This is a genomic window from Streptomyces sp. WAC05292, assembly GCF_003949955.1.
GTDB lineage: Bacteria > Actinomycetota > Actinomycetes > Streptomycetales > Streptomycetaceae > Streptomyces > Streptomyces globosus.
The window spans coordinates 1-21,583 of record NZ_RPSE01000075.1 but is presented as its reverse complement, the minus strand read 5'-3'; the positions used below and the strand labels follow the sequence as shown (position 1 = coordinate 21,583).

Here is a 21,583-nt window from a genome sequence, read left to right as displayed (position 1 = left end):
CCTCCTCCCCGCTGGACGAGACCACCCCGCTGGACGGGTGCGACCGCGGCGCGCCCGTCCAGCGGGGTGGTCTCGTCCAGCGGGGAGGAGGAGGCTCCGGCGTAGGCCTCCTTGTCCAGGATGCCCTCGCGGGCGGCGACCACGACCGGGACCAGCGCCTGGCCGGCGACGTTGGTCGCGGTGCGGACCATGTCGAGGATCGGGTCGATCGCCATCAGCAGGCCGACGCCCTCCAGGGGCAGGCCCAGGGTGGAGAGGGTCAGGGTCAGCATGACCGTGGCGCCGGTGAGGCCGGCGGTGGCGGCCGAGCCGACGACCGAGACGAAGGCGATCAGCAGGTAGTCGGTGATCGTCAGCTGGACGTCGAAGATCTGCGCGATGAAGATCGCGGCGAGGGCCGGGTAGATCGCGGCGCAGCCGTCCATCTTCGTGGTGGCGCCGAACGGGACGGCGAAGGAGGCGTACTCCTTCGGGACGCCGAGGCGCTCGGTGACCTTCTGCGTCAGCGGCATCGTGCCGACGGAGGAGCGGGAGACGAAGGCCAGCTGGATGGCCGGCCAGGCGCCCTTGAAGAACTGGATCGGGTTGACCTTGGCGACGAGCGCGAGCAGCAGCGGGTAGACGCCGAACATCACGAGTGCGGAGCCGATGTACACGTCGGCCGTGAAGGTGGCGTACTTGCCGATGAGGTCCCAGCCGTAGCTGGCGATCGCGGTGCCGATGAGGCCGACGGTGCCGATCGGTGCGAGGCGGATGACCCACCACAGCGCCTTCTGGAGGAGCTGGAGGATCGATTCGGCAAGGGTCAGGACGGGCTGCGCCTTGTCGCCGAGCTGGAGGGCGGCGATGCCGGCGACGGCGGCGAGGAAGACGATCTGCAGGACGTTCAGCTCGGTGAACGGCGTGACGATGTCGGTCGGCACGATGCCGGTCAGGAAGTCCAGCCAGGAGCCGGTGCGCTTGGGCAGCTTGCCGTCCTGCGGGGTCAGGCCGGTGCCTGCGCCCGGGTTCGTGAGGAGGCCGATCGCGAGGCCGATGCCGACCGCGATCAGCGACGTGATCATGAACCAGAGCAGGGTGCGCGAGGCGAGGCGGGCGGCGTTGTTGACCTTCCGCAGGTTGGTGACGGACACCAGGATCGCGAAGAACACGAGCGGGGCGACGGCCAGCTTCAGCAGCTGGACGAAGAGGTCGCCGACCTTCTCCAGGGTGGTGGCGAGCCAGCTGACGTCCTGGGTGCGGGCGAGCCAGCCGAACAGGACGCCGAGCACGAGACCGGTGACGATCTGCGCCCAGAAGGGGAACGTGAAGGAGGCCTTGGCGGGGGCCTGGGGGGTCGCGGACACGGACACTCTCCGAGTGGGGGCAAAGCAGGGGTGGGGAAAGGGGTGTGTGGGTTCAGCGACAGCCGCAACAGGCCGCGGACACACGGCGGCAGAGGTCGACGTGCAGGCGCGCCACGAGCGGGACGCTCGTGATCATTCGGGGCGCAACTGGGGTCAACATGTTTAACACGCTAACACTTTCCCTTTGAGAAACTCAAAGGCGGACTTTGAGCCAAGGTCATCAAGCGCCCGCGGCGCCCGCGCGGCACCCCTTCCCCGACACCCGGGACGCCCCGGAAATGCCGAAGCCCCGGCGGCCGGGATGATCCCGGCGCCGGGGCGCTCGTCGTGTGCCGTGTGAGGAATCCGACCCTCAGGGCCTCAGGGCCTCAGGGCCCAGCCTCAGGAGCCGACGCGGGCGGCGTCGTCGGCCGCGTCCTCCTGGGAGCGGTTGGCCGCGAGGCGCTCCTTGGCGCCGGCGACGCGCTCGGAGATCTGCGCGGACATCTCGTCGCGCTGGCGGCGCAGCAGGACGAACGACAGCGGAGCGGAGATGACCAGCGCGAGGAGCACGACCCAGGCGGGGTTCGCGTCGCCGAGGCCCGCGGGGACCCAGCCCAGGTTGACCAGGACGGCCACGAGGACGAGGCATCCGACGAAGATGCCCAGGCGCATCGCGGTGTAGCGGATCGTCGCGCTCGGCTTGAAGGACACGGTGACCCCTTCTTCGGTTCGTCGGTTTCGTCGTGGCGTGTCCGTCCAGTGAAGCACGCCCGTACCGCGGGCGGCGCCGCCGGGGTCGGCGCGAGGCCCGCGGGGGCGGGGTCAGTGCAGCGGCAGCAGCATGATGATCTCGTCGCGGTCGTCGCCGGGGGCCGCGCGGATGGCGTCCGGGATGCGCCCGACCTCCTTGTAGCCGCAGGCCGCGTAGAAGTGCTCCAGGCCCAGGCCGCCGCGGCAGGAGAGCCGGATCGCCTCGACGCCGCCCGCCGGGATCAGACGCGCATCGCCTGCGGCGTCTCGCGCAGCGACGCGTCCGGGCCGGGGTACTCGCGGATGACCTCGTAGCGCGTGTTGCGCTCGACGGGCCGGAAGCCGGCCTCGCGGATCAGCTCCAGCAGGTCGTCGCGGGTCAGCTTGTTCGGGGTGCCGTAGTTGTCCGCGTCGTGCGTGATCTTGTACTCGACGACCGAGCCGTCCATGTCGTCCGCGCCGTGCTGGAGCGCCAGCTGGGCGGTCTGCAGGCCGTGCATCACCCAGAAGACCTTGACGTGCTGCACGTTGTCGAAGAGCAGCCGCGAGACGGCGAAGGTCTTCAGCGCCTCGGCGCCCGTCGCCATCGTGGTGCGGGCCTGGAGCCGGTTGCGGACCTTGCCGTCCTTCATGTCGACGAAGTCGTGCTGGTACCGCAGCGGGATGAAGACCTGGAAGCCGCCGGTCTCGTCCTGGAGCTCGCGCAGCCGGAGCACGTGGTCCACGCGGTGGCGCGGCTCCTCGATGTGCCCGTACAGCATGGTGCTCGGGGTCTTCAGGCCCTTCTCGTGCGCGAGCCGGTGGATGCGCGACCAGTCCTCCCAGTGGGTGCGGTGGTCGACGATGTGCTGGCGGACCTCCCAGTCGAAGATCTCCGCGCCGCCGCCGGTGAGGGACTCCAGGCCGGCCTCGATGAGCTCGTCCAGGATGTCGGAGGCCGACATCCCGGAGATCGTCTCGAAGTGGTGGATCTCGGTCGCCGTGAACGCCTTCAGCGAGACGTTCGGCAGCGCCTCCTTCAGCGCGGACAGCGAGCGCGGGTAGTACCGCCAGGGCAGGCTCGGGTGCAGGCCGTTGACGATGTGCAGCTCGGTGAGGTTCTCGCTCTCCATGGCCTTGGCCAGGCGGACGGCCTCCTCGATGCGCATCGTGTACGCGTCCTTCTCGCCCGGCTTGCGCTGGAAGGAGCAGTAGGCGCACGACGCGGTGCACACGTTCGTCATGTTGAGGTGGCGGTTGACGTTGAAGTGGACGACGTCGCCGTTCTTGCGTGTGCGCACCTCGTGGGCGAGGCCGCCCAGCCAGGCCAGGTCGTCGGACTCGTAGAGGGCGATGCCGTCCTCACGGGTCAGCCGCTCGCCGGAGCGAACCTTCTCCTCCAGCTCACGCTTCAGCCCAGCGTCCATCGGCCGGTCGCCTCCTCAGTGTCCTGCTCCGCCCGGTAGGGCCTGCCAACCCTGCAACCGTACTCTCAGCGCTCGTCGGGCAGTTCCCCGACCCGGTTCTCCCACTTCGTCGACAGCACGATCGTGGTGCGGGTGCGGGAGACGCCCTTGGTGCCGGAGAGCTTCCGGATGATCTTCTCCAGGCCGTCCACGTCGCTGGCGCGCACCTTCAGCATGTAGGAGTCGTCGCCGGCGATGAACCAGCAGTCCTCGATCTCGGCGAGGTCCCGCAGGCGGCGGGCGACGTCCTCGTGGTCGGCGGCGTCGGAGAGGGAGATGCCGATCAGCGCGGTGACGCCGAGGCCGAGGGAGGCCGCGTCGACGGTCGCGCGGTAGCCGGTGATGACGCCGGCCGATTCCAGCCGGTTGATCCGGTCGGTGACGCTGGGGCCGGACAGGCCGACGAGCCGGCCCAGCTCCGCGTACGAGGCGCGTCCGTTCTCCCGGAGTGCCTGGATGAGCTGCCTGTCCACCGCGTCCATATGCCTGGAGCCTTCCATTGTTCGGCGATGCTGCAAGTTTACGTATAGAATCAAAGGCACACAGGGTCAACACCCTGTGAATCTGTCAACAGATCAATGACGATCTTCAGGAGTGGTGTACCCGTGTACACGATCGAGATGGCCTACGCACACATGCGACAGCTCCAGGAGCTGGCCAACCGATCCCGCACCGACAAGCCCGCAGCCGCCTACCAGGTGGACAGGACCCGCAAGCCGCACACCGCGAAGAAGCGCTAGCCACCGCTTGCCTCCCGGGAGCGGGACGCTCCACCGAGCTCCCCCTCCCACCGGCGGTACAGCCCGTGCGGCACCCCTGCCGCGTCGAGCACCCGCCCCGCGACGAAGTCCACCAGGTCCTGGATGTGCGTCGCACCCGCGTAGAACGCCGGAGAGGCGGGCAGCACGACCGCGCCCGCCTCGTCCAGCGCCACCAGCTGCTTCAGCGTCTGGCCGCTCAGCGGGGTCTCCCGCACCGCGACCACCAGTCGGCGCCGCTCCTTGAGCGTCACGCTCGCGACCCGCTGCAGCAGGTCCTTCGACAGCCCGAGCGCCACTCCCGCCACGCAGGCCGTGGACGCCGGCACGATCAGCATCCCCTGCGCCGGGTACGAGCCCGAGCTCGGCCCGGCCGCCAGGTCCCCCGCGGCCCAGTACCGGATGTCGCCGTCCTGCGCCGCGAACGCCCCCGGTTTGCCGTCCGCGCCGCGGGCCAGCCACTCCGCGAGGTCGTCGCGCCAGTGCGCGTCGCGGAAGGCGATGCCCGTCTCGTCCAGCAGGGTCAGCCGCGCGGCCCGGCTCACCACCAGGTCCACACTCTCGCCCGCCGCCAGCAGCCCCCGGATCACCGAAGCCGCGTACGGCGTCCCGGAAGCCCCGGAAACCCCCACCACCCAGGGGGTGCGCTTGCGCTCTGTCATGGCTACGAGACTATCCGGCCACACCGAGCGGGCACTCGCTAAGGTGTCCCGGACGTTCCCGGGGGGAACGGAGCACGACACCCAGGGGGCGGAGCGGATGAGCGGCACCACGATCGAGCCGGCATGGAGCCGGACGGACCGGGCCAAGGCGGCGGCCAAGCTGATGCTGGGCTGGGTGGCCCTGCTGTGGGTCCTGGAGGCGGTCGACTACGCCACCGGCCACGCCCTCGACCAGTACGGGGTGGTGGCCCGCGAACCGGACACGCTGCCCGGCGTCGTCACCGGGTCGTTCCTCCACTTCGGCTTCGACCACGTCGCCTCCAACAGCGTTCCGCTGCTGGTCCTCGGCTTCATAGCCGCCCTGTCCGGCATCCGCCGCTTCCTCGCGGTCTGCGGGATCATCATCGTGGCCGAGGGCCTGGGCACCTGGCTGATATCCCCGCCGAACACCATGACCCTGGGCGCCTCCGGGGTCGTCTTCGGCCTCTTCGGCTACCTGCTGGTACGCGGCTTCGTGGAGCGCAAGGTCCTCGGCGTAGCCGTCTCCCTGGCCATCGCCGCCTACTGGGGCACCACGATGCTCACCGGCATCCTCCCGGTCCACGAGGGCATCAGCTGGCAGGGCCACCTCTGCGGCCTCGTCGCGGGCATCGCCACGGCGGTCTGCCACCGCCGCCCGGCCCGGACCCGCCCGGCGGGCCCGCAGCTCACGGCGTGACGACGGAGGGGTCCACGGGCAGGCCGGAGGTGTCGATGGTCAGCTTGCCGATACCGGTCTCCACGACGACCGTCCCGCCGTACGCGACGGTGTCCGTACCCAGGTAGCCGTCGGGACCGGGATTCCAGAACAGCACGCAGTGCGCCTTGTAAGGGTCGAAAACCAGATAGTGCGGGATCCCTCGGCGCGCGTAGGCACAGGGCTGCACGTCGTAGTCGTTGCGGCGGCTGCTCGGCGAAACCACCTCGATGGCCAGCTCGATCAGATCGGGCGAGTAAGCGCTGAGGTTCTTGGCGACTTCGGCGGCCGGGATCACGGCGAGGTCGGGGCAGAACTCGTTGTCGCCGTCGAACGGGATCGCGACATCACTGAGGAAGCCCCACTGTTCCGACATCTGGGGCTTCAGCGCAGTCCACAGTTGCCAGATCGTGGCGTTGTGGTGCGGCTTCAGCGGACTCATCACGATGGCGCCCTCGACAATCTCCATCCGGTAGCCCGGGAACATGTCCTCGAACCGGCTGAGCTGTGAGTGCAGGCGGTCGCTCTCCGAGACGGTCACGTCGGCCTCCCTGTCCATGCACTCGATGGTAGGCCGCACGGTACGCACGCGGGCGGGGCGTGCGCAGCCCGGTTCCGGCGGAGTCGTTCTTTCGGGTTACCAGCGCAGGCCGCGGAGCACGAGGTCCAGGAGGGCGCACACGAAGAGCGCGATGCCGATGAAGCCGTTCACCGTGAAGAAGGCGCGATTCAGGCGGGACAGGTCGTGCGGGGTGACGATCGTGTGCTCGTAGAGGAACGCCGCGACCACGACCGCCAGCCCGATCCAGAACGGCACGCCCGCGTCCGTGGCCACCGCATACCAGGCCAGCAGGGCCGTGGTGACGGCGTGCGCGCCGCGGGCGCCCCACAGGGCGGCCGGGACGCCGAAGCGGGCCGGGACGGACTTGACGCCCTCCGCCCGGTCGGCGGCGACGTCCTGGCAGGCGAAGATCAGGTCGAAGCCGCCGATCCACACGCCGACGGCCAGGCCCAGGATCACCGCGTCCCAGGACCAGGCGCCCGTCACCGCGAGCCAGGCGCCGACCGGGCCCATCGCCTGGGCGAGGCCGAGGATGGCGTGCGGGTAGTTCGTGAACCGCTTGCCGTACGGGTAGACCACCATCGGCACGACCGCCACCGGCGCCAGCATCAGGCACAGCGGGTTCAGCAGGGCCGCCGCCCCGAGGAACACCGCCAGCGCGATCCCGGCCCCGGTCCACGCCGAGCGGACCGACACGGCACCGGTGACCAGCTCGCGGCCCGCGGTGCGCGGGTTCCGGGCGTCGATCTCGCGGTCGATGATGCGGTTCGCGGCCATCGCGAAGGTCCGCAGCCCCACCATGCAGACGGTGACGAGCAGCAGCTCCATCCAGTGGACGGTGCGGTCGGCCCGGAACATCGCGGTCAGCGCGGCGATGTAGGCGAACGGCAGCGCGAAGACCGAGTGCTCGATCATCACGAGCCGCAGGAACGCCTTCACCCGGCCGGGGGCCTGCGGCGCGGCGGGGCCGGTGCCGCGGCCGGCGACCCCGTCGGCGGTGGTCATCATGCGAGGGCCCTCCGGAAGTCCGCCAGGTCGGCCAGCAGGTCCGCGGTCGCCACCGGGCCCGTGGCGAGGGTCCAGGCGCCGCCGTCGTGGCCCTCGGGCGGGGTCACGCGGGCGGTGAAGGTCCAGCCGCCGTCCGCCGGGGCGCCGTCGAGGGCGAGTACGTCGCCGGCCTCCACCGTGAACGGTCCGGCGGCCGCGACGGCCGCCTGGAGCTGCTCGGCGAAGCCGTCGGCCTCGGTGTCGCGCAGTCCGGGCAGTTCGAAGCCGTCGCCCTCGCCGTCGTGCTCGGTGAGCAGGGTCCAGACGTTGCCGGGCCCGGCGAACTCCTCGGGGGTGACGCCCGCCTCCCGCGCCGCCAGGACGAGGTCCGGGTCGGCCGGGTCGAGCTGCGGGCGCACGAGGGCCACGTACGCGGTGTCACCGCCGAGGAACAGGGCCGGGCCGGCCATGGCGTCGTCGGCGCTCACAGTCCGTATTCCTTCCAGCGCCGGTCGACGAGGGCCGCTGTCGCCGGGTCGGACTCGACCATGTCGGGCCAGCCGCCGTCGCGGGTGTAGCCCTCCTCGGGGAGCTTCTTCGTCGCGTCGATGCCCGCCTTGCCTCCCCAGAACTGCTGGTAGGAGGCGTGGTCGAGGTGGTCGACGGGCCCCTCGACGACGGTGAGGTCGCGGGAGTAGTCGGTGTTGCCGAGGGCCCGCCAGGCCACCTCGTGCAGGTCGTGGACGTCGCAGTCCTTGTCGACCACCACGATCAGCTTCGTCAGGGACATCATGTGCGCGCCCCAGATCGCGTGCATGACCTTCTGGGCGTGCTTGGGGTACTTCTTGTCGATCGAGACGATCGCGCAGTTGTGGAAGCCGCCCGACTCCGGCAGGTGGTAGTCCACGATGTCCGGGACGATGATCTTCAGCAGCGGCAGGAAGAACCGCTCCGTGGCCCGGCCCAGCGGGCCGTCCTCGGTGGGCGGCCGGCCGACCACGATGGACTGGAGCAGCGGCCGCTTGCGCATCGTGATGCAGTCGATCTTCAGCGCGGGGAACGGCTCCTGGGGGGTGTAGAAGCCGGTGTGGTCGCCGAACGGGCCCTCGGGGAGCATCTCGCCGGGCTCCAGCCAGCCCTCGATCACGACCTCCGCCTGCGCGGGGACCTGGAGCGGGACGGTCTTGCAGTCGACCATCTCGATCCGCTTGCCGGCGACGAACCCGGCGAACAGGTACTCGTCGATGTCGCCGGGCAGCGGCGCGGTCGACGCGTAGGTGACGGCCGGCGGACAGCCGAACGCGATGGCGACCGGCAGCCGCTCGCCGCGCTCCGCGGCGACCGCGTAGTGGTTGCGGCTGTCCTTGTGGATCTGCCAGTGCATGCCGATGGTGCGCTTGTCGTGGCGCTGGAGGCGGTACAGGCCGAGGTTGCGGACGCCGGTCTCGGGGTGCTTGGTGTGCGTCAGGCCCAGGTTGAAGAAGGAGCCGCCGTCCTTCGGCCAGGTGAACAGGGCGGGCAGCCGGTCCAGGTCGACCTGGTCGCCGGTGAGGACGACCTCCTGGACGGGCGCCGCGTCCGCCTTCACCTTCTTCGGCGGCACGTGCACCATCGAGCCGAGCTTGCCGAAGGCCTCGCGGACGCCGACGAAGCCCTGCGGCAGCTCCGGCTTGAGGAGGCCGCCGATCTTCTCGCTGATCTCGGCGTAGGACTTCAGGCCGAGGGCCTTCAGCAGGCGGCGGTCGGTGCCGAAGACGTTCATCGCCAGGGGCATGTCGGAGCCCTTGACGTTCTCGAACAGCAGGGCCGGACCGCCCGCCTTGTTCACTCTGTCGACGATCTCCCCGACCTCCAGGTACGGGTCGACTTCGGCCTTGATGCGCTTGAGGTCGCCCTCCCGCTCCAGAGCCCGGAGCAGCGAGCGGAGATCGTCGTAAGCCATAGGGGCCAGTATCCGTCACCGACTAACCTGGGGGTGTCACCGGGGCCCCACCGCGGGTCCCCCGCCACTGCCGGGGAGTCGGTCCCACACCGTGCTGCGCTACCTGCCGTTCCTGCTGATCATCGCGTTGACGATCTACGCGTTCATCGACTGCCTGAACACGCCGGAGGAGGAGGTCAAGCACCTCCCGAAGGTGGTGTGGGTGATGATCATCCTGCTGTTCTCGATCGTCGGGCCGATCGTGTGGCTGGCGGCGGGGCGCAAGCGGGCGGCGGCGGGCGGCGGCCGTCCCCGGCGCACCCAGTGGGTCGCGCCGGACGACAATCCGGACTTCCTGCGGTCGCTGGGCGAGGAGCAGGAGCGGAGGAAGGGCGGCGGGGACCGCGACACCGACAAGGATGCGGATCCGGGCAAGGAGTAGCCGCGCCGGGGCGCAGGAGACCCCCTAGGCTCCGGAGAACGCCGCGTACGAGGCGCGCAGCTCCGCCCAGCGGGCGTCGGTCCAGTGCGGCCGGTGCGCCGGATCGCCCTGGAGGGCGGCTTCCAGGAGTTCGAAGCGGTGGTGCCAGGCGGCCAGGGCGTCCAGGCGCTCCTCGTCGGTGCCGGTCCGCTCGTTGAGGAAGCGGATCACGGTGGAGTCGGTGCCGACCCGCTCCAGGTGGAAGCGGATCCGGCCGTACCCGGTGACGGTGTACTCCGCGACGCGCTCGACGTCCCAGGCGGTGACCCGGCCGGATACGGAGGGCCCGCCGCCGCGGAGGCGGAGGGTGACGTCTCCGCCGAGCCGCCGTTCCAGGACGTCCGCCTCGCCGAGCCAGGTCCGCAGGCCCTCCGGGGTGGTGAGGGCGGGCCACAGCGCCTCGTCCGCGCAGGGCAGGTGCACCTCGAAGCGGAGCAGCCAGCGCCCTGCGCCCCGGCTCTCGCTGGTGGCATGACTCACGGGAGGCATGCCACCAGCGTGCCACCGGCGGGGCTCAGACGCCCGCGTACGAGTGCTTGCCGTTGAGCAGGATGTTCACGCCGTAGTAGTTCCAGATCCAGCAGGCGAAGGCGAACAGGGCCAGGTAGGCGGCCTTGCGGCCCTTCCAGCCGGCGGTGGCGCGGGCGTGCAGGTAGGCGGCGTAGGCCACCCAGGTGACGAAGGACCAGACCTCCTTGGGGTCCCAGCCCCAGTAGCGGCCCCAGGCGTCGCCGGCCCAGATGGCGCCCGCGATGATCGTGAAGGTCCACAGCGGGAAGACGGCCGCGTTGATGCGGTAGGAGAACTTGTCGAGCGAGGCGGCCGACGGGAAGCGCTCCAGGACCGAGGCGGCGATCTTCGAGGGGGTGCCGCCGGAGGCGAGCTTGGCCTCGTACGAGTCGCGCAGCAGGTAGAGCACGGCGCCGGCCGCACCGATGTAGAAGACGGCGCCGCAGAAGATCGCGGTGGAGACGTGGATCCACAGCCAGTACGAGTGCAGGGCGGGGACCAGCTGGTCGCTCTCGGTGTACAGCCAGGTGGTGGCGACGCCGAGGTCGAGCAGGACGGTGGTGACGAGGATCAGGCCGAGCCAGCGGACGTTCTTCTTCAGGGCGAGGAGCACCAGGTACGTACCGGCGGCCACCGCGGAGAAGGTGATCGAGAACTCGTACATGTTGCCCCAGGGGGCGCGCTGCACGGAGGCGGCGCGGGCGACGACGCCGCCGGCCTGGAGGAGGAACCCGAGGACGGTCAGCGAGACCGCGATCCGGCCGTAGAGGTCGCCCTGGGCGGTGCCGCCGGCGGCGCCGGGGCCGTCGGGGACGTCGCGGGAGCCGGGCGCGGACCGGGTGACGACCTTGGGCTTGTCCAGGACGGCGGTCGTGCCCTTGGAGCGGACCTGCACGGCGGGCGCGGCGGCCGCGGCGGGGGTGTTCGTCAGGGCCGCCGCGGTGCGGGCGACCTTGCTGCGGCTGCCGAAGGTCCACTCGGCGATGTGCGCGAGGAAGGCGAGCGTGTAGACCGCCATCGACGAGTAGACGAGGTAGTTGCTGATCTGCGCGAGGTTCTCGTTGACCTCGGCTGCGAGCGGCGTCATCCGCGCTCTCCTTCGACGGTTTCCGTGACAGGTCGTTCGGGCGCCGTGGGCGCCTGCTCGTGGAGGGCGGCGGCGAGCTGCCCCAGTTCCTCGGGGAGCCTGGCGGACTCGCTGCGGCCGAGTCCGGCCATCTCGACGACGGTGGTGCCGTCCGGGCCGGGGACGGCGCGGACCCAGATGCGGCGGCGCTGGATGAACAGCGACGCGGCGAGGCCGCCGATGGCGGCGACCGCCCCGCCGAGGGCGAGGCCGCTGCCGGGCTGCGCGGTGACGGAGAAGGTCGCCCAGCGCTCGATGCCCTCGAACTTGACGGTGCCGGCGCCGTCGGGGAGCTCCATGGTCTCGCCGACGAGCATGCGCTTCTTCAGCAGCTGCCCTTCGGCGTCCTTGAACTCCTTCATCTTGGCGGTGTTCAGCCGGTACACGTTCTGCGGCAGGCCGGAGTCGACGCCGAGGCTGCCGTGGTAGGCGCTGAGGGCGAGGACGGGGAACTTCAGGTCGGGGAACTGGGAGAGCATGGTGCCCTGGCCGGCGCCCGCGAAGGTCGGCACGAAGAGGGCGTTGAAGCCGAGCTGCTCCTTGGCGCCGTCCTTGTTGCGGTAGCCGTCGGTGACCTTGACCGCGCCGGAGGAGCTGAGGTTGCCGTCGAACGGCAGCATCGGGACGGCGTCCTTGTAGACGACCTTGCCGGAGGGGTCGGTCACCGAGATGACCGGCGCGTAGCCGTGGCCGAGCAGGTAGACCTTGGCGCCGTCGACCTCCAGGGGCTTGTTGACCTGGATCTCGCGCTTCTGCGGTGCGCCGTCCGCGCCCTTGCGGAAGGTGACGTAGGCGGTGAAGTCGCGGGCGGTGCCCTTCTGGGGGCCGGACTCCTCGTAGCTGGCGGAGAAGTCGTCGAGGGTGAAGGAGAACGGCGGCAGGTCGTCGGTGCTGAAGAAGCTGCCGGACTTGAAGTCGTCGTACTGGGTGAGGGTGTTCGCGAAGCCGCTGCCGCGCAGCACGAGCTTGCCGCCCTCGGACTTGAAGAGCTGGCCCCAGGCGAACGCCACCAGCATCACGATCAGCGACAGGTGGAAGACGAGGTTGCCGGCCTCGCGCAGGTAGCCCTTCTCCGCGGCGACGGAGCCCTTGCCGGGCTCGGTGCGGAACCGGCCGCGGCCCAGGAGGGCCTTGGCGTGGGCGAGGACCTGCTCGGGCGGGGTGTCGGTGCGCCAGGTCGTGTACGCGGGCATGCGGTCCAGGCGGCGGGGGGCGCCGGGCGGGCGGCCCGTGAGCTGGCCGACGAACTGCCAGGTGCGGGGGACGATGCAGCCGATGAGGGAGACGAACAGCAGCAGGTAGATCGCGGAGAACCACACCGAGCTGTAGACGTCGAAGAGCTGGAGCTTCTCGGCGACCGGCACCCAGAACGCGTGGTCGCGCTTCCAGTCGGCGACCTTCAGCTCGTCGACCTGGGTCTGCGGGATGAGGGAGCCGGGGATGGAGCCCAGCGACAGCAGGAACAGCAGGATCAGGGCGACCCGCATGGAGGTGAGCTGCCGCCACATCCAGCGGGCCCAGCCGAGCACGCCGATGCCGACGGGGCCCGGGCCGTCCTCCGCGGGGGCGGTGGACAGCTGGGCGCCGGCGGCGGCCTCGGCGGAGTCGGAACCGGAGTCGGGGTCGGAGCCGGAGCCGGACTCGGACTCGGACCGGTCGGTGCCGGGGCGGTCCGCCTCGGGGCGGCCGGTGTCGGGAGCGGCGTCGGAGCCGGGCCCGGCGGACGGCTCGTCCGCGGGCGGGTGCTGCGCCTCTGCGGACGCCTTGTCGGTCGTACTCATGTCCGTGTAGTCCTCAGATCCCCACCGTGAAGCCTTGGGTCCAGCTCTGCATGTCGTTCACGATGCTGCCCCACACTCCTGTGACGAGCAGCAGGCCGGTCGCGATCAGCATGCCGCCGCCGATGCGCATCACCCACGCATAGTGCCGCTTCACCCAGCCGAACGCGCCCAGCGCCTTGCGGAACGCGACCGCGGCCGCGATGAACGGGATGCCCAGGCCCAGGCAGTAGGCGACGGTCAGCAGGGCGCCGCGCCCGGCGCTGGCCTGGTCGAGGGAGAGGGTGGTGACGGCGGCGAGGGTCGGGCCCATGCAGGGGGTCCAGCCGACGCCGAAGAGCACCCCGAGCAGGGGCGCGCCCAGCAGCCCGGCCGCCGGCTTCCGGTGGAAGCGGAACTCCCGCATCGTCAGGCCGGGGATCGCGCCCATGAAGAACAGCCCGAGGAGGATGACCAGGCCGCCCATGACCCGGGAGATGACCTCCTTGTTGCCGAGCAGGACGTTGCCGAACTGCCCGAAGAGGGCTCCCGTCGAGACGAAGACGGCGGTGAAGCCGAGGATGAACAGGCTCGCGCCGGCCACCATGCGGCCGCGCCGGGCCTCGGCGAGGTCGGCGCCGCTGACGCCGGTGACGTAGCTGAGGTAGCCGGGCACGAGCGGCAGCACGCAGGGCGAGAAGAAGGAGACCAGGCCCGCCAGCACGGAGATGGGCAGGGCCAGCAGCAGGGCGCCGGACAGGACCGTGGGGTTCACGCCGGACGGCTCGGCGGCCAGGGTGAGGAGCTCGGGGACCACGAGGTCACTGCTCCGCGAGCAGCGGGTCGATCATCGAGCGCAGCTGCTGCTCGCCCAGCGGGGCCAGGGTGCGCGCGGCGATCTTCCCCTCCTTGTCGAGGACGATCGTGGAGGGGATGGCATTCGGGTTGAGGCTGCCGGCCGGGAAGCGGAGCAGGAGCTTCCCGGAGGGGTCGTACAGGCTCGGGTACGTGATCTTGAAGTCGGCCTCGAACGCGGCCGCATTCTGCTTGCTCGTGTCACGGGTGTTGATGCCGACGAACGCGACGGGCTTGCCGGCGTCGGCGAGCTCCTGGGACACCTTCGCGAAGGAGGGGGCCTCGGCCCGGCAGGGCGGGCACCACGAGCCCCACACGTTGAGGACGACGACCTTGCCCTTGAGTTCGGTCGTGTCGAGGGTCTTGCCGTCAACGGTCTCGCCGTCGAGCTTCGGCGCGGCCGTGCGCTCGCCCTTCGCGACGGTGGAGATGCCGCTGGGGCCCGTCACGTAGTTGCCGCCTCCGGCTCCCGAGGACTTGGCGCCGTCCTCGCACGCCGTCAGGGTCAGGGCGCCTGCGGCGGCCACGGCGGTCAGCAGGAGGGCGCGGCCGCGGGCGGGGCGGCGGCGGGGGGCGCGGCCAGTTCTCATGTGAAAAGTTTCGCATGAGCGATTTGCCGATCTTCCGCGCCCCCCGGGGCCGGTGACAAGCCGCTGGTCAGGCCCCGAACGCCTTCGACTTGCCCTTGACGGGCCGCGCCCCCGCCAGCAGGTGCGGGGGTACCAGGTCGCGGGCGGGCTCGCTGTAGCCCACCGACACCAGCCGGTCCTCCCGGTACGTGAACGAGGTCAGCGACGCCAGCGTGCACTGCCGGCGGCGCGGGTCGTGCCACAGGCGGCGCTTCTCCGCGAAGCTGCGGACGATCCAGATCGGCAGCTGGTGGCTGACCGCGACGGCCTCGTGGCCGCGGGCCGCGTCCCGCGCCGCCTCGATCGCGCTCATCATGCGGACGACCTGCTCCACGTACGGCTCGCCCCAGGACGGGCGGAACGGGTTGGTCAGGTGCCGCCAGTTGCCGGGCCTGCGCAGCGCGCCGTCGCCGACGCCGAAGGTCTTGCCCTCGAAGACGTTCTCCGCCTCCAGCAGCCGGGCGTCGGTCGCGATCTCCAGGCCGTGGGCCTTCGCGACGGGCTCCGCCGTCTCCTGGGCCCGCTCCAGCGGCGAGGAGACGACGTACGCGACGTCGCGGTCCCTGAGGTGCTCGGCGACCCGGTCGGCCATGCGGCGGCCCAGCTCGGAGAGGTGGTAGCCGGGGCGGCGGCCGTAGAGCACGCCGTCGGGGTTGTCGACCTCGCCGTGGCGCATCAGGTGGACGACGGTGGTGTCGCTCATGCGGAGGCCTCCGGGGTGGCCTGCGCGGCGGCGCGGGCGGCGGCGGGCAGGGCGGCGGCGATCCGCTCGACGGCGGCGTCGTCGTGGGCGGTGGAGACGAACCACGACTCGAACGCCGACGGGGGCAGGTAGACGCCCTGCGACAGCATCGAGTGGAAGAACGCGTTGAAGCGGAAGGACTCCTGCTGCTTCGCCTCGTCGTAGTTGCGGACGGGGTCCGCGGTGAAGAAGACGGAGAACATGTTGGAGGCGGTCTGCACCCGGTGGGCGACGCCCTCCTTGGCCAGCGCGTCCGTGACCAGGCCCTGGATCCGCTCCGAGACGGCGTCGACCGCGGCGTACGCGGCGTCGTCGAGGAGGCGCAGCTGGGCGAGGCCGGCGGCGGTCGCGACGGGGTTCCCGGAGAGGGTGCCGGCCTGGTAGACGGGGCCGGCGGGCGCGAGGTGGGCCATCACGTCGGCGCGGCCGCCGAACGCGGCCGCGGGGAAGCCGCCGCCCATGACCTTGCCGAAGGTCATCAGGTCGGGGCGGACGCCGTCGACGCCGTACCAGCCGGCCCGCGAGGTGCGGAAGCCGGTCATGACCTCGTCGGAGATGTACAGCGCGCCGTTGTCCCGGCACAGGTCGGCGAGGCCCTGGTTGAAGCCCTCGGCGGGGGTGACGACGCCCATGTTGCCCGGGGCCGCCTCGGTGATCACGCAGGCGATCTCGCCGGGGTGCGCGGCGAACGCGGCCCGTACCGCTTCGAGGTCGTTGTAGGGGAGCACGATGGTGTCGCCGGCCTGGGCGCCGGTGACGCCGGGCGTGTCCGGAAGCGCGAAGGTCGCCAGACCGGAACCGGCGGCGGCGAGCAGCGCGTCCACGTGGCCGTGGTAGCACCCGGCGAACTTCACGACCTTGGAGCGGCCCGTGAAGCCGCGGGCCAGGCGGATCGCGGACATGGTCGCCTCCGTACCGGAGGACACCAGGCGTACCTGCTCGACCGGCTCGATCCGGGCGGTGATCTCCTCGGCGAGCGCGACCTCCCCCTCGCCGGGGGTGCCGAAGGAGGTGCCGCGGGCCACCGCGGCCTGGATGGCCTCGACCACGGCCGGGTGGGCGTGGCCGAGGATCATCGGCCCCCAGGAGCAGACGAGGTCGACGTACTCGCGGCCGTCGGCGTCGGTCAGGTACGGACCGGTACCGGACACCATGAACCGGGGCGTTCCGCCCACGGCGCGGAACGCGCGGACCGGAGAGTTCACGCCGCCGGGCGTCACGAGGGACGCGCGGTCGAAGAGAGTCTGCGAGACTTTGGCTTCATACGGGTACGGGTAGCTCACACGAGCCATGGTCTCATCAGGCCGCGACCGACTTGCGGACGGGCGTTTCACCGCGCCGCCCCGGGGGAGGTCACTGCCATGATGATCAGGCTGCGTGGCGGCAGCCGCGGGGCCGGGGCAGGCAAGACCAGTCGGGTGGAGATATGCAACGCGGTGGTGGACCGGGCGAGGGTACGGACGACCTCGACCCGAAGCGCGCCCGCGAGGCCCGCGAAGCCCGCCGCCGCGGCAGGCACCGCCGCCGCGCCGCGGACGCGGCCGAGCCCGTGCCCGCGCCCGCACCGGCCGCGGAGGAACTCGACGGCCTGGTACCCAGGGGCCGCGGCATGGGAGTGACGTACAAGTACTTCGGCGCTCCCGACGGCGCGACGGCGGCCCGGGTGCCCGTGACCATGCGGCCGGAGGAGCTCGGCGGCGACGAGCTCGGCATGGGCGGCATGTTCACGAAGATCAAGCCGGAGACCATGGCGGCGATGGTGCTGACCGGCATCCAGGGCATACCCCTGCACAAGGTCCCGCCGCTGGAGCTGGTCGTCCTGCACCCGGACTACGCGGTGGTCAAGCTGCCGACGACGGTCGTCGACCCGCTGCGCGACATCGGCGAGGAGTCCGTCGGCGCGGCCGCTTTCATCTGGTCCACGGTGCCCGACCGCGGGGGCCCGCGGGACGCGTTCAACGTCTACCAGCTGCTGCACGAATGGCAGGATTTCAGCCAGCGCCTCCACGAGGCGGGCCATCAGCCGTACTGCCTGGTCTGGCCCTGACCGGCCGCCGCGCGCGGGGTGCGCCCCGCGCCGCCCGCCGGGGGCGGCCGGGACCCCGTAATTCGGCCGCGCGGGCCGGCCCCGCGATGGCATCCTGGGCAGCGTGAACGGACCAGGCATCCACCTCACCCTCGCCCCTGAACTCCGGCTGTTCGCGCCGCCCGCCCGGCGCGCCGAACGGGTTCCGACCGCCACGGACGGAGCCTCCAGCCTCGGCCACGTCGTCGAGTCCGCGGGGGTCCCGCTGACGGAGGTCGGCCGGCTCCTCGTCGACGGCCGCGAGGAGCCCTTCTCGTACGTGCCCCGCCCCGGCGAGAGCGTCGAGGTGCTGGGCGTGGACCGGCCGCAGCAGATCGCCGGCGCCCCGCTGCGGTTCCTCCTCGACGTGCACCTGGGCACCCTCGCGCGCCGCCTGCGGCTGCTCGGCGTGGACGCCGCCTACGAGAACGAGGACATCGGCGACCCGGCCCTCGCCACCCGCTCCGCGGACGAGCGGCGCGTGCTGCTCTCCCGCGACCGGGGGCTGCTGCGCCGCCGTGAGATCTTCGCCGGCGCGTACGTGTACAGCGACAACCCCGACGAGCAACTGCGGGACGTCCTCGGCCGGTTCGCGCCCGTGCTCGCCCCGTGGACGCGCTGCACCGCCTGCAACGGCACGCTGCGCGACGCCGACAAGGAGAGCGTCGGCGACCGCCTGCAGAGCGGCACGCACCGCTCGTACGACGTGTTCGCGCAGTGCACGTCCTGCGAGCGCGTCTACTGGCGCGGCGCGCACCACGCCCGCCTGGAGCGCATCGTCGCCGACGCGGTCGGGGAGTTCGGGGGCGTGGCGGCGCCGTAGGGGCCGTCCGCCGCGGGCGCGCGGCGGTCAGAAGGCGTAGGTGTCGCCGGTGTCCAGGGCGAGGACCGCGTGCTGGTTGTTGGCGAGGTTGCGGTCGGCGGCGCCGCCGTCCCACCAGGTGTCGATGCGGACGACGACCTCGGGGACCGGCTCCTTCAGGCCCAGCACGAGCCCGATGTGCCGGCCCTGCCCGTGCCGCGGCAGCGGCCCGGTCTCGCACACCACCTCCCGCGCCCCGGCCCGTACGCAGCCCGCGGCCAGGTCCTGCCGGTCGGCGAGCTCCGCGGACAGGCGCAGGCGCACCGTGGAGTCGGGGAGCTCGGAGGGCCCCTCGTTCCACGGTACGAGCCACACCCGCAGCTCGCCCCGGGCGAGGGCGACCCTGCCGTGGTAGGCCACGTCGGCCTCCGGGGCGGCCGCGGCCGCCGCGGCTGGGCCGCCGGGTTCCGGGCCGACGGCCCCGGCGGCCGCGGCCGCGCCGGGGGCGGCGCACAGCAGCCCCACTGCGCCGGCCAGTCCTGCGAGCCCCGTCACCACACTGCGAGCGGCACCACGGCGCACCGCCACCACCTCCTCGTCCACGCGCGGAGGCTAGCCCGCGGCCCCACCCGGCCGGTCGGACCATCACACGGACGAGGGCGGGTCCTCCCCCATCCGGCGGCCCCCGCACCGCGGCGGGCGGGCCCGCACCCGGCGGCCGGCCCGCGCCTATGCTGGCGGATGTCCGCCGTACGAACACACACACGCACGCGCGCACCCCACCGCACGCGTGCGCCCATGCACGAGGAGCCGCACATGAGCACGGCCACCCGGACCGCCGTAGTCACCGGCGCGAGCAGCGGCATCGGCGCGGCCACCGCCCGGCGGCTGGCCGAGGCCGGCTACCGCGTCGTCCTCACCGCCCGCCGCAAGGACCGCATCGAGGACCTCGCCGCCGAACTGGGCGCGGCCGGGCTGTCCGCGGCCGCGTACGCCCTGGACGTCACCGACCGGGCCGCCGTCGACGCCTTCGCCGCCTCCCTCGACCGCTGCGACGTCCTGGTCAACAACGCGGGCGGGGCGCTGGGCGCCGACCCGGTCGCCACCGGCGACCCCGCCGACTGGCGCACGATGTACGAGGTCAACGTCATCGGCACCCTGCACGTCACCCAGGCCCTGCTGCCCGCCCTGACCGCCTCCGGCGACGGCACCGTCGTCGTGCTGTCGTCCACGGCCGGGCACGGCACGTACGAGGGCGGCGCCGGCTACGTCGCCGCGAAGAACGGCGCCCGCGTCCTGGCGGAGACCCTGCGCCTGGAGATCGTCGGCCTGCCGGTGCGCGTCATCGAGATCGCCCCGGGCATGGTCAGGACGGAGGAGTTCGCGAAGACCCGCTTCCGCGGCGACGAGGAGAAGGCCGCCAAGGTCTACGCGGGCGTGGCCGAGCCCCTCACCGCCGACGACGTGGCCGACACGGTCACCTGGGCGGTGACCCGCCCCTCCCACGTCAACATCGACCTCCTGGTCGTCCGCCCGCGCGCGCAGGCCTCGAACACGAAGGTCCACCGCGAGCTCTGAGCACCCCGGCCGCGCCCGGAGAACGAGCCCGGCGGCCCCCTCCGCACCGTTCGGGTGAATGCGCACGCCCTGTCCCCGCCCGCGCCTACCCTCGGAAAGAGTGAGCCCCCCCCGAGGGAGGAAGCATGGCCGTGATGCAGCACGAGACCACGATCGCGGAGGCAGCCGATCGCCTTTCCAGGGAGCTTCCCGCGTACCTCCGGGCCGGCGCCTATCGCCTGCGCCGGACCCACAAGCGGGGCGATTGACCCGGAACCGACGGAGGAGCCCCGGCCGGCCGGTGCCGGCCGGGGCTCCTCCGTCCCCCCGTGTCCGCGTGCGGGCTCAGCCCTTCACGCAGATGACCTGCCTGAGCCTGGCCACGACCTCGACCAGGTCGGTCTGCTGGTCGATGACCTGCTCGATGGACTTGTAGGCGCCCGGGATCTCGTCCACCACGCCCGCGTCCTTGCGGCACTCCACGCCCCTGGTCTGCTCCGCCAGGTCCCGGGCCGAGAACCGCTTCTTGGCCGCCGTGCGACTCATCTTCCGGCCCGCCCCGTGGGAGGCCGAGTTGAAGGACAGCTCGTTGCCGAGGCCCTTCACGATGTACGAGCCCGTGCCCATCGAGCCCGGGATGATCCCGTAGTCGCCGCTTCCGGCGCGGATCGCGCCCTTGCGGGTGACCAGCAGGTCCATGCCCTCGTACCGCTCCTCCGCCACGTAGTTGTGGTGGCAGCTGATCTCCCGCTCGAAGGAGACCTTCGCCTTGCGGAACTCCCGCCGGACGACCTCCTTGAAGAGGCTCATCATCGCGGCCCGGTTGTACTTGGCGTACTCCTGCGCCCAGAAGAGGTCGCCCCGGTACGCCTCCATCTCCGGCGTCGCCGCGAGGAAGACCGCGAGGTCCCGGTCGACGAGGTTCTGGTTGTGGTCGAGGCCCCGCGCCACGCCGATGTGGTGGTCGGCGAGCTCGTTGCCGATGTTCCGGGAGCCCGAGTGCAGCATCAGCCACACCGAGCCCGCCTCGTCGAGGCAGAACTCGATGAAGTGGTTGCCGCTGCCCAGCGTGCCGATCTGCTTCGCCGCCCGCTCGCGCCGGAACTTCACGGCGTCCGCGAGGTGGTCGAAGCGGTCCCACAGCCGCGCGTACCCCTCCACCGGGAACCCGTACAGCCGGTCGGCGTCGAGGGGGTCCCGGTGCATGCCCGCCCCGACCGGGATCGCCCGCTCGATCTTCGAGCGGAGCCCCGACAGGTCGCCCGGCAGGTCGTTCGCCGTCAGGGAGGTCTTCACCGCGGACATGCCGCAGCCGATGTCGACGCCGACGGCCGCCGGGCAGACGGCGTCCTTCATCGCGATCACCGAGCCGACCGTGGCGCCCTTGCCGTAGTGGACGTCCGGCATGACGGCCAGGCCCTTGATCCACGGCAGGGTGGCGGTGTTCTGCAACTGCCGCATGGCACTCGGCTCGACGGACGCCGGATCGGTCCACATCCGGATGGGGACGTGCTCCCCTGCAACCTCGAAGTGCGACATAACGGCTTAATCCCCCGAAAACCATGGAAAAATCAGAATCCGCAAAACCCTCGCTCAGGACCCCAAAGCAGACAGGGGACCGGCGCCGGGACCGGCGTGTGCGATAGACATTGTGTCCATCCGCGCCCAAAGCGCGGCAACGCATTTTCCTGACCGCCGGGCGGCCGGGGCGGTCGAAGGGAGCCAGAGGACGTGCAGCGCAAGGCGGTACGGCGGGTCCTGCCGGGCATCGCGATGCTCACCGCACTCATGGCCGGCATGGCCGGCCTGACCGGGTGCACCGGCGGAGGCGGCGGCGGGGCCGACACCGACTCCAAGTCGGGCGACAGCTCCCCCTCCCCCGCGCCCGCCGGTAAGTACCGCAGCCTGCC

At 71.8% G+C, this 21,583-nt stretch carries 25 protein-coding genes and 1 pseudogene; 7 read left to right on the top strand and 19 right to left on the bottom strand.

Features of this window, described 5'->3' with window-relative positions; all coding sequences use genetic code 11:
- The 5 genes and pseudogenes from EF903_RS11675 to EF903_RS11655 all read right to left on the bottom strand — a co-directional run.
- The coding region (locus EF903_RS11675; protein WP_260615097.1) for a dicarboxylate/amino acid:cation symporter at window positions 1-1,352 on the bottom strand (1,352 nt) is incomplete at its 3' end.
- 375 nt (window positions 1,353-1,727) lie between these two features.
- On the bottom strand, window positions 1,728-2,000 hold the full coding sequence (locus EF903_RS11670) for a DUF4229 domain-containing protein (RefSeq protein WP_390336379.1): 273 nt from the start codon (window positions 1,998-2,000) through the stop codon (window positions 1,728-1,730).
- A gap of 150 nt (window positions 2,001-2,150) precedes the next feature.
- Window positions 2,151-2,312: pseudogene (locus EF903_RS35150) on the bottom strand (GNAT family N-acetyltransferase); the annotation flags it as partial.
- Window positions 2,313-2,320: 8 nt separating this feature from the next.
- Window positions 2,321-3,484, bottom strand: coding sequence for an aminofutalosine synthase MqnE (mqnE, locus tag EF903_RS11660; RefSeq protein ID WP_114053643.1), 1,164 nt, complete (start codon window positions 3,482-3,484; stop codon window positions 2,321-2,323).
- A 65-nt stretch (window positions 3,485-3,549) separates the two neighbouring features.
- Window positions 3,550-4,005 carry an Lrp/AsnC family transcriptional regulator gene (locus EF903_RS11655; RefSeq protein ID WP_125543132.1) on the bottom strand — a complete coding sequence of 152 codons (456 nt, stop codon included), beginning with the start codon at window positions 4,003-4,005 and terminating at the stop codon, window positions 3,550-3,552.
- Window positions 4,006-4,128: 123 nt separating this feature from the next.
- Between EF903_RS11655 and EF903_RS35145 the strand changes: the two genes are divergently transcribed.
- Entirely contained in the window at window positions 4,129-4,263 is a 135-nt protein-coding gene (locus EF903_RS35145) for a hypothetical protein (protein WP_260615096.1), read from the top strand.
- On the opposite strand, the gene EF903_RS11650 is transcribed toward EF903_RS35145, so the two are convergent.
- Window positions 4,260-4,943, bottom strand: coding sequence for a UbiX family flavin prenyltransferase (locus EF903_RS11650; protein WP_125543131.1), 684 nt, complete (start codon window positions 4,941-4,943; stop codon window positions 4,260-4,262). The genes EF903_RS35145 and EF903_RS11650 overlap by 4 nt on opposite strands.
- A gap of 97 nt (window positions 4,944-5,040) precedes the next feature.
- On the opposite strand from EF903_RS11650, the gene EF903_RS11645 reads away from it, so the two are divergent.
- Window positions 5,041-5,661, top strand: a complete 621-nt coding sequence (locus EF903_RS11645) for a rhomboid family intramembrane serine protease (protein ID WP_125543130.1) — start codon at window positions 5,041-5,043, stop codon at window positions 5,659-5,661.
- On the opposite strand, the gene EF903_RS11640 is transcribed toward EF903_RS11645, so the two are convergent.
- The 4 genes from EF903_RS11640 to EF903_RS11625 form a co-directional block, all read right to left on the bottom strand.
- A complete protein-coding gene (locus EF903_RS11640) occupies window positions 5,651-6,238 on the bottom strand; it encodes a Uma2 family endonuclease (protein ID WP_125543129.1) in 588 nt (195 codons plus the stop codon). The genes EF903_RS11645 and EF903_RS11640 overlap by 11 nt on opposite strands.
- Before the next feature lie 78 nt (window positions 6,239-6,316).
- Complete coding sequence (mqnP, locus tag EF903_RS11635; protein ID WP_125543136.1) at window positions 6,317-7,246, bottom strand: menaquinone biosynthesis prenyltransferase MqnP; 930 nt, start codon at window positions 7,244-7,246, stop codon at window positions 6,317-6,319.
- Window positions 7,246-7,716 carry a hypothetical protein gene (locus EF903_RS11630; RefSeq protein ID WP_312845913.1) on the bottom strand — a complete coding sequence of 157 codons (471 nt, stop codon included), beginning with the start codon at window positions 7,714-7,716 and terminating at the stop codon, window positions 7,246-7,248. Before EF903_RS11630 ends, mqnP begins: the two co-directional genes overlap by 1 nt.
- Window positions 7,713-9,170 (bottom strand): menaquinone biosynthesis decarboxylase, encoded by a 1,458-nt coding sequence (locus tag EF903_RS11625; RefSeq protein ID WP_125543128.1) that lies wholly within the window; start codon window positions 9,168-9,170, stop codon window positions 7,713-7,715. Before EF903_RS11625 ends, EF903_RS11630 begins: the two co-directional genes overlap by 4 nt.
- 91 nt (window positions 9,171-9,261) lie before the next feature.
- On the opposite strand from EF903_RS11625, the gene EF903_RS11620 reads away from it, so the two are divergent.
- A complete protein-coding gene (locus tag EF903_RS11620; protein ID WP_125543127.1) occupies window positions 9,262-9,591 on the top strand; it encodes a PLD nuclease N-terminal domain-containing protein in 330 nt (109 codons plus the stop codon).
- A gap of 24 nt (window positions 9,592-9,615) precedes the next feature.
- Here the strand turns inward: EF903_RS11620 and EF903_RS11615 are convergent, their stop codons facing one another.
- From EF903_RS11615 to hemL, 7 genes are all read right to left on the bottom strand, one after another.
- A complete protein-coding gene (locus EF903_RS11615) occupies window positions 9,616-10,119 on the bottom strand; it encodes an SRPBCC domain-containing protein (RefSeq protein WP_125543126.1) in 504 nt (167 codons plus the stop codon).
- A gap of 25 nt (window positions 10,120-10,144) precedes the next feature.
- Entirely contained in the window at window positions 10,145-11,227 is a 1,083-nt protein-coding gene (gene ccsB, locus EF903_RS11610) for a c-type cytochrome biogenesis protein CcsB (RefSeq protein WP_125543125.1), read from the bottom strand.
- Window positions 11,224-13,047, bottom strand: coding sequence for a cytochrome c biogenesis protein ResB (locus EF903_RS11605; protein ID WP_185902624.1), 1,824 nt, complete (start codon window positions 13,045-13,047; stop codon window positions 11,224-11,226). The genes ccsB and EF903_RS11605 overlap by 4 nt, the downstream gene beginning before the upstream one ends.
- Before the next feature lie 13 nt (window positions 13,048-13,060).
- Window positions 13,061-13,840, bottom strand: coding sequence for a cytochrome c biogenesis CcdA family protein (locus EF903_RS11600; RefSeq protein WP_125543124.1), 780 nt, complete (start codon window positions 13,838-13,840; stop codon window positions 13,061-13,063).
- A 4-nt stretch (window positions 13,841-13,844) separates the two neighbouring features.
- Window positions 13,845-14,468, bottom strand: a complete 624-nt coding sequence (locus EF903_RS11595) for a TlpA disulfide reductase family protein (protein ID WP_125543123.1) — start codon at window positions 14,466-14,468, stop codon at window positions 13,845-13,847.
- Window positions 14,469-14,535: 67 nt separating this feature from the next.
- Window positions 14,536-15,210, bottom strand: a complete 675-nt coding sequence (locus tag EF903_RS11590; protein WP_125543122.1) for a histidine phosphatase family protein — start codon at window positions 15,208-15,210, stop codon at window positions 14,536-14,538.
- Window positions 15,207-16,541, bottom strand: a complete 1,335-nt coding sequence (gene hemL / locus EF903_RS11585) for a glutamate-1-semialdehyde 2,1-aminomutase (protein ID WP_125543121.1) — start codon at window positions 16,539-16,541, stop codon at window positions 15,207-15,209. Before hemL ends, EF903_RS11590 begins: the two co-directional genes overlap by 4 nt.
- 134 nt (window positions 16,542-16,675) lie before the next feature.
- Between hemL and EF903_RS11580 the strand changes: the two genes are divergently transcribed.
- Window positions 16,676-17,296 (top strand): hypothetical protein, encoded by a 621-nt coding sequence (locus EF903_RS11580; RefSeq protein ID WP_125543120.1) that lies wholly within the window; start codon window positions 16,676-16,678, stop codon window positions 17,294-17,296.
- A 103-nt stretch (window positions 17,297-17,399) separates the two neighbouring features.
- The gene (locus EF903_RS11575; RefSeq protein ID WP_125543119.1) at window positions 17,400-18,137 is read left to right on the top strand and encodes a Mut7-C RNAse domain-containing protein; all 738 of its coding nucleotides are present in this window, start codon (window positions 17,400-17,402) and stop codon (window positions 18,135-18,137) included.
- Window positions 18,138-18,164: 27 nt separating this feature from the next.
- On the opposite strand, the gene EF903_RS11570 is transcribed toward EF903_RS11575, so the two are convergent.
- Entirely contained in the window at window positions 18,165-18,719 is a 555-nt protein-coding gene (locus tag EF903_RS11570) for a hypothetical protein (protein WP_260615094.1), read from the bottom strand.
- Window positions 18,720-18,932: 213 nt separating this feature from the next.
- Here EF903_RS11570 and EF903_RS11565 point away from each other — a divergent pair, with 213 nt between their 5' ends.
- Window positions 18,933-19,694 (top strand): SDR family NAD(P)-dependent oxidoreductase, encoded by a 762-nt coding sequence (locus EF903_RS11565; RefSeq protein WP_125543118.1) that lies wholly within the window; start codon window positions 18,933-18,935, stop codon window positions 19,692-19,694.
- Between the two features lie 125 nt (window positions 19,695-19,819).
- Window positions 19,820-19,942: a hypothetical protein gene (locus EF903_RS35140; protein ID WP_260615093.1), complete on the top strand. Its 123-nt coding sequence runs from the start codon at window positions 19,820-19,822 to the stop codon at window positions 19,940-19,942.
- Window positions 19,943-20,018: 76 nt separating this feature from the next.
- On the opposite strand, the gene EF903_RS11560 is transcribed toward EF903_RS35140, so the two are convergent.
- Window positions 20,019-21,212, bottom strand: coding sequence for an RtcB family protein (locus EF903_RS11560; protein WP_125543117.1), 1,194 nt, complete (start codon window positions 21,210-21,212; stop codon window positions 20,019-20,021).
- Between the last annotated feature and the right edge of the window lie 371 nt (window positions 21,213-21,583).